This window comes from Adlercreutzia shanghongiae, from assembly GCF_035830635.1.
In the GTDB taxonomy this organism is placed as follows: domain Bacteria; phylum Actinomycetota; class Coriobacteriia; order Coriobacteriales; family Eggerthellaceae; genus Adlercreutzia; species Adlercreutzia shanghongiae.
Genome location: NZ_JAYMFI010000015.1, coordinates 103711 through 110066, shown reverse-complemented (window position 1 = coordinate 110066; position 6356 = coordinate 103711). Strand labels below are relative to the sequence as shown.

The following is a 6356-nucleotide window of genomic DNA, read 5'->3' as shown; positions in this document are numbered from 1 at the left end:
AGCACTGAAAGCCCCCCAGCCACCATTGAGCGAGAACGAGAAAGGAACCGCCATGCGAAAGGCATTCAAGCTAGAGAACCTGGACTGCGCCAACTGCGCCGCGAAGATGGAAGCCGGCATCAGCCAGCTGCCTGGCGTGAACAAGGCCACTATCAGCTTCATGACGAGCAAGCTCGTGATCGACGCCGATGTCGACGATGCCGAGGCCTTCGCCGCCATCGTCGACGCCGCCCAGCAGGTATGCACCAGCTACGAGAAGGATTGCGTCATCAAGCGCTAGCACTCCCTCAACCCCGTAAGAGCAGTCGGCGGGCGCGGGGCGTGCCTCCGCGCGCAGTTCCGCAGCGCCCCCAGCCTACTGTTCTCTCAACCCCGTAAGAGTAGCTTCCGATCAGGGGGCGATGCTCGACGCGCAGTTCCGCAGCGAACGAAACAGCCCAGTGGGCTGTTTCGCCGAGCGAGGACTGTCTGAGCATCGAGTATTGCCCCCTGGTCAGAAGCGGACAACGAAGGACCCCACCATGAGCCCCAAACAAAAGCGACTCCTCACCCGCATTATCGTCGCCCTCGTCATCTTCTTCGCCATCATCGTCGTGGAGAACATGGGCATCTTGCGCGCCGCCTTCGGCACCCCCGGCGACGTGTACGCCGAGTTCGCGCTCTTCCTCATCCCCTACCTTATCGCCGGCTACGATGTCATCGCCGGCGCCTTCCGAGGGCTCGCGCGCGGACACGCGCTCGACGAGGACTTCCTCATGACCGTGGCCACCTTCGGCGCGTTCGCGCTGGTGCTGTTCCCGCACACCGAGCCGCACATGGCCGAAGGCGCTGCTGTGATGCTGTTCTTCCAGGTGGGCGAGCTGTTCCAGAGCTACGCCGTGGACAAGTCGCGCAAGTCCATCGCCGACATGATGGATATCGCACCCGAGTTCGCCAACGTGATAGAAGAAGGGAAGCTCAAGCAGGTGGATCCCTTCGAGCTGGCCCCCGACGACGAGTTCATCGTCATGCCCGGCGAGCGCATTCCGCTGGACGGCGTCATCGTGTCGGGCGACAGCCAGGTGGACACCGCAGCGCTCACCGGCGAGTCAGTGCCCCGCACGGCGCGCCCGGGCGACGAGGTCATCTCGGGCTGCGTGAACCTCACGGGCAAGATCGTCGTGCGCGCCACCAAGCCCTTCGAGGACTCCACCGTCAGCCGCATTCTGGAGCTGGTGGAGAACGCCGCCGAGAAGAAGGCCCGCACCGAGAACTTCATCACGCGCTTCGCCCGCGTGTACACCCCCATCGTCGTGGGCGTGGCGGCGCTTCTGGCCGTGGTGCCCCCACTGCTGTTCGGCGGCGACTGGGCCGACTGGGTGTTGCGCGGCCTGACCTTCCTCGTGGTGTCGTGCCCCTGCGCGCTCGTCATCTCGGTGCCGCTGTCGTTCTTCGGCGGCATCGGCGGCGCCTCGCGTTTGGGCATCTTGGTGAAGGGCTCGAACTACCTGGAGGCTTTGGGCTCCACCGAGGTCGTGGTGTTCGACAAGACCGGCACGCTAACCGACGGCACCTTCGCCGTAACCGAGATTGCCCCGGCCGCCGACTTCACCGAGGACGAGCTCATCGCCACCGCGGCGCTGGCCGAGTCCTTCTCGACCCACCCCATCGCCGCCTCGGTGCGCGAGGCCTGCAGCACCCCTCTGGACGCGGCCCGCGTGAGCGACGTGGAGGAGATCAGCGGCCAAGGCGTGGCGGCGCTTGTGGACGGCAAGCCCGTGCTCGTGGGCAACGGGAAGCTCATGGGTGCCCGCAACGTGGCCTTCCAGGCGACCGACGCCGCCGGAACCGTGCTTTACGTGGCCATAGACGGCCGCTTCGCCGGGCACGTAGTCATCGCCGACACCGTGAAGCCTGAGGCCAAGCGCGCTATTGCCGATCTGCACGCGGCCGGCGTGAAGCGCACGGTCATGCTCACCGGCGACCGCGCCGCCGTGGCCCAGGCCGTGGCAGCCGACCTCGGCATCGACGAGGTGCACGCCGAGCTGCTGCCCCAGGACAAGGTGTCCCAGGTAGAAGCGCTGCTGGCCGCCACCGAGCGCGACACGCGCGGCAAGGGCAAGCTGGCCTTCGTGGGAGACGGCATCAACGACGCGCCGGTGCTCACCCGCGCCGACATCGGCATCGCCATGGGCGCCATGGGGTCGGACGCCGCCATCGAGGCCGCCGACATCGTGCTCATGAACGACAACCCCGACGACATCGCGAAAGCCATCGACCTGGCTCGCCACACCATGCGCATCGTGTGGCAGAACATCGTGTTCGCGCTCGGCATCAAGTTCGCCGTGCTCATCCTGGCGGCCTTCGGCATCGCGAACATGTGGATGGCCGTGTTCGCCGACGTGGGCGTGGCCGTCATCGCCATCTTGAACGCCATGCGCGCCATGAACGTGAGAGAGTAAATCAGCATTTCGGCAACCAGAAGTTCACAGACTTACCCATAGCCCTCCGAATCAGCCTCGGGGGGCTATGCTCTTTTTACGCGCCGACGAGCTTTACCGAGCACGGCCTTCTGCAAGGCGGCCCCGCGGGCCCTGGCGACGCGTCGCAACACCGCACCCGACCACTATGGAGGTTTCGCCATGAAAGACGAGAAGGAGACACAGCGCAAGACCCACGAGAGCATTCACGTGATGGAGAGCTTCGACCCCTCCATTCTCTCCAACGTGCCTGCGCCGGTCGTGTCGCTGTATATTCCCGTGCACCACACCGAGCGTGAAGAGCGCCGCGACATCTGGGACCGCGACATGTTCAAGGACCTGATGAAGGATGCCGAGCGCACCCTGGCCGAAAGCTACGACAAGAATGCCTATGCGGGCATCGTGAAGCGCGCCGACTACCTGCTGGAACATCCCGACATGCCGCTGTGGCTGCACGCTGGCGAAGGTCTGGGCTTCCTCATGAGCAACGACGACGTGTACGTATACAACCTGTTCTTCGCCCCCGATCCCATGGTGGCCGCCGGCGACACCTACTTCGTGAAGCCGCTGCTGCGCAACTTCCAGTACGGCACCGAGTACTACGTGCTGGAGCTTTCCAACGACCGCTTCAGCTGGGTGAAGGGCGACCGCACCCACGTGGAGCGTCAGCAGCTGCCGCAGGAGGTGCACGACTTCTTCAGCGAGCTGTTCGCCAACAGCGACGACACCGCCGCCGACATGAAGAAGGACGAGCTGGGCGCGCTGGACTATATCACGCTCGAGGGCCACATGGGCCAGTACCACGACCATCAATCGCGCAACGACGTGAAGAAGGAAGACGCCGCCCAGTGGTTCCGCTACGTGAACAAGACCGTGAATGACTACCTGGTGCGCGACGACACCACGCCCATCATCCTGTGCTGCGATCCGGAGTACGTGAACGACTTCCGCAAGATCTGCACCCTGCGCCACCTGCTGCCCGTCGGCATCAAGAAGGACCCGGCCGGCCTTGACGGCAAGGCGCTCTTGGAAGAATCGCTGGCCGTGATGGACGGCATCCGCGACGCGAATATCAAGGAGACTGCCGAGAAGTTCGGCGCTGACGCGGCCCACGGCAAGGCGTCGGACGACTTCGACGCCATCGGCATGGCGCTCGCCGAGCGTCGCGTGGGGGCCCTGTTCATGGTGAAGGGCAAGATTCTGCCCGGCGGCTTCGACATCAACACCGGCACCGTCACTTTCGATCCGAACCCGAATCCCACCGATGACGGCTACATCGACCCGGCCGCGCCCGACATCACCGACGCCTTCGCCCAGGCGGCGTTGGCGCAGGACGCTCACATCTACATCGTGGAACAGGACCAGATGCCCACCGACAAGTCCGTCGCCGCCCTCTTCCGCTACGCGGAATAGTCGGCCCGGCCCGCTAGGGCAAACCGCTATACTGAAAGGGAGCTCACTTTTGGGCTCCCTTTTTTCGTGGAGAGAAAGCCGCCGTCATGTCCGATATGTCCCCCACCGCTTCCCGTGTCGACCGCGCCGCCATGGCCATCAACCAGCCCGATGTGGCGCTTATCTTCGAAGGCGGCGGGATGCGCAACAGCTACACGGCCCCCATGGTGGTGGAACTGCTCGCGCGCAACGTGAACTTCGGACGCGTCTACGGCATCTCGGCGGGCTCGAGCCACACGGTGAACTATTTGGTACGCGACCCTCAGCGCGCCCGGGCCAGCTTCGTGGAGCTGGTGCAATACCCGCGCTTCGGCGGCTGGGGCAGCTTCCTTGCCGGGCACGGCTACTTCAACGGACCCTATCTGTACGAGGAGCTCATCGAAACCGCGCCTGCGGGCGACCCCATGGCCTTCGACTGGGACACCTTCCGCGCGAACCCCGCCGAGGTGCACATCGAGGCTCTGGACTGGGATACCGGCGAGACGGTGGCCTGGACGAAAGCCGACATGAAGACCGCCCACGACGTGGGCCTTATGGTACGCGCGTCGTCCACCATGCCCATCTTCATGCCCCCTACCACCATCGGCGAGCGCACCTACGTGGACGGCGGCATGGGCGATAGCTGGGGCATTCTGCTGAACGCCGCCCGCGCCGACGGCTTCGAGCGCTTCTGCATCATCCGCACCCAGCCCCGCGGCTACCGCAAGCGCCCCATGGGGCGCGGCGCCCAGACGCTCTTCCGCGCGGCCTTTCGGTCGCACCCCGTGGTGGCCGAGCGCACCATCGCCCGCTGGCAGCCCTACAACGCGCTCTGCGACGAAATTGAGGCGCTGGAGAAATCGGGGACGGCCTGGGTATTCTATCCCGACGTCATGGAGGTCAGCAACAAGACCACCGACTACGACGCCCTCGTCCGCTCCTACGAGACCGGCAGCTCCCAAGCCCGCCGCGACATCGCCTCCCTGCTGGAGTGGCTCGGCTAGATTCCCGGGGTCGCTCTTTTGCTTTCGAAACGACGGGTAGCGTAGTCTCGCGAGCGGATCACGCAAGCTCACATAGGAGTTTTCCCAGGTCGCGATTTTCGCGACCGCGCTTCTTCGCCCCGAAAACTACGCTACCCGTCGTTTCGAAAGCAATCCGCGACGACTCACCCCCCTCCCGCAAAAAAAGAACCCCGCTCGTAGGCGGGGTTCTTGGCAGTCCCTTGAGGGGAGAAGTGTTCGCGAAAACGAATTTACTTCAGGGTCACAGCGGCGCCAGCTTCCTCCAGCTTGCCCTTGATCTCCTCGGCCTTGTCCTTGGCAACGCCCTCGGCCACCGGCTTCGGAGCGCCCTCGACGACCTCCTTGGCCTCCTTCAGGCCCAGGCCGGTGATCTCGCGGACAACCTTGATGACGGCGATCTTGTTGTCGCCGAAGCCCTCGAGCACGACGTCGAAGTCGGACTTCTCCTCGGCAGCGCCACCCTCAGCCGGAGCAGCACCAGCGGCGGCCACGGCCACCGGAGCGGCGGCGGACACGCCGAAGGTCTCCTCGATGTCCTTCACGAGCTCGGAAGCCTCGAGCAGGGACATCTCCTTCAGAGCCTCAAGAATCTCTTCACGAGTAACAGCCATGTTAGTTTCCTTTCAAAGGGGGCCGGCGCCTCTTCGTGCCGGCCAAGTTTCTTTTTGCGTTACGCGGCCCGTCTCAGGCCGCCCGAGCTGTTAGGCAGCTTCCTTCTGATCGGCCACGGCCTTGACGACCTGGGCCATACCGCGCGGCACACCGTTGATGGTGGTGGCCAGACCACGAGCGACGCCAGAGATGGCACCGGCGATCTGAGCCATGAGCTGCTCGCGAGAGGGCAGAGAAGCGATAGCCTCCACCTCCGCTGCAGACACGGCAGCGCCTTCCATCAGGCCGCCCTTGATCTCAAGGTTCTCGTTGGCCTTGGCGAAGGTCTTCAGGGCCTTCGCGGAAGCGGCCACGTCGTTGCCGGAGAACACGAACGCGCTGGGGCCGGCGAGCATGTCGTCGAGCGTCGGCAGCTCGGCCTCGGACAGCGCCAGGTGAACCAGCGTGTTCTTGTAGACCTTCAGCACCGAGCCAGTCTCGCGAATGTCGCGACGCAGCTGCTGCATCTCCTTCACGGTCAGGCCGCGGTAGTCCACGACCCACATGGCGGAAACGCCGTCGAGATCCTCCTTGATGCTGGTGAGCATCTCCTTGTTCTGAGCGTTGGGCATCTTTGTCGTACACCTCCTTCTCAAAGCTTTCCGGGTTCCGCACCTGGTTGGGTGGGCCGCAAGCCTTAAGAAGGAAAACGACCCCCGCCCATAAGACGGAGGCCGCAGAAATTCACGGTTGCGAATCTTCGACCACCTCGGCGGGCCGCTTGCGCGATTAAACGGTTGCCCTGCGGGCCCCGTACCTGCTGTCTTAAGTAGCGGAACATATCTGTTCG

General features: G+C 64.4%; 6 protein-coding genes. 4 read left to right on the top strand and 2 right to left on the bottom strand.

The genetic code is table 11. The features are described 5' to 3' along the window. The first annotated feature begins 52 nt into the window (after positions 1-52). The 4 genes from VJ923_RS08415 (at position 53) to VJ923_RS08400 (ending at position 4894) form a co-directional block, all read left to right on the top strand. Complete coding sequence (locus VJ923_RS08415; protein WP_326440472.1) at positions 53-280, top strand: cation transporter; 228 nt, start codon at positions 53-55, stop codon at positions 278-280. A gap of 241 nt (positions 281-521) precedes the next feature. Continuing rightward, entirely contained in the window at positions 522-2441 is a 1920-nt protein-coding gene (locus tag VJ923_RS08410; RefSeq protein ID WP_326440470.1) for a heavy metal translocating P-type ATPase, read from the top strand. Between the two features lie 180 nt (positions 2442-2621). Further along, the gene (locus VJ923_RS08405) at positions 2622-3872 is read left to right on the top strand and encodes a baeRF8 domain-containing protein (protein ID WP_326440468.1); all 1251 of its coding nucleotides are present in this window, start codon (positions 2622-2624) and stop codon (positions 3870-3872) included. Positions 3873-3958: 86 nt separating this feature from the next. Continuing rightward, positions 3959-4894 carry a patatin-like phospholipase family protein gene (locus VJ923_RS08400; RefSeq protein ID WP_326440466.1) on the top strand — a complete coding sequence of 312 codons (936 nt, stop codon included), beginning with the start codon at positions 3959-3961 and terminating at the stop codon, positions 4892-4894. 251 nt (positions 4895-5145) lie between these two features. Here the strand turns inward: VJ923_RS08400 and rplL are convergent, their stop codons facing one another. Further along, positions 5146-5526 (bottom strand): 50S ribosomal protein L7/L12, encoded by a 381-nt coding sequence (gene rplL / locus VJ923_RS08395; protein WP_326440464.1) that lies wholly within the window; start codon positions 5524-5526, stop codon positions 5146-5148. A gap of 90 nt (positions 5527-5616) precedes the next feature. Next, positions 5617-6138, bottom strand: a complete 522-nt coding sequence (gene rplJ, locus VJ923_RS08390) for a 50S ribosomal protein L10 (protein ID WP_326426093.1) — start codon at positions 6136-6138, stop codon at positions 5617-5619. Positions 6139-6356: the final 218 nt, after the last annotated feature.

Bases quoted from the DNA above. Each gene is read 5' to 3' on its own strand.
- VJ923_RS08400 (WP_326440466.1), top strand. From the start codon at position 3,959: ATGTCCGATATGTCCCCCACCGCTTCCCGTGTCGACCGCGCCGCCATG.
- VJ923_RS08410 (WP_326440470.1), top strand. From the start codon at position 522: ATGAGCCCCAAACAAAAGCGACTCCTCACCCGCATTATCGTCGCCCTC.
- VJ923_RS08415 (WP_326440472.1), top strand. From the start codon at position 53: ATGCGAAAGGCATTCAAGCTAGAGAACCTGGACTGCGCCAACTGCGCC.
- rplL (WP_326440464.1), bottom strand. From the start codon at position 5,526: ATGGCTGTTACTCGTGAAGAGATTCTTGAGGCTCTGAAGGAGATGTCC.
- rplJ (WP_326426093.1), bottom strand. From the start codon at position 6,138: ATGCCCAACGCTCAGAACAAGGAGATGCTCACCAGCATCAAGGAGGAT.
- VJ923_RS08405 (WP_326440468.1), top strand. From the start codon at position 2,622: ATGAAAGACGAGAAGGAGACACAGCGCAAGACCCACGAGAGCATTCAC.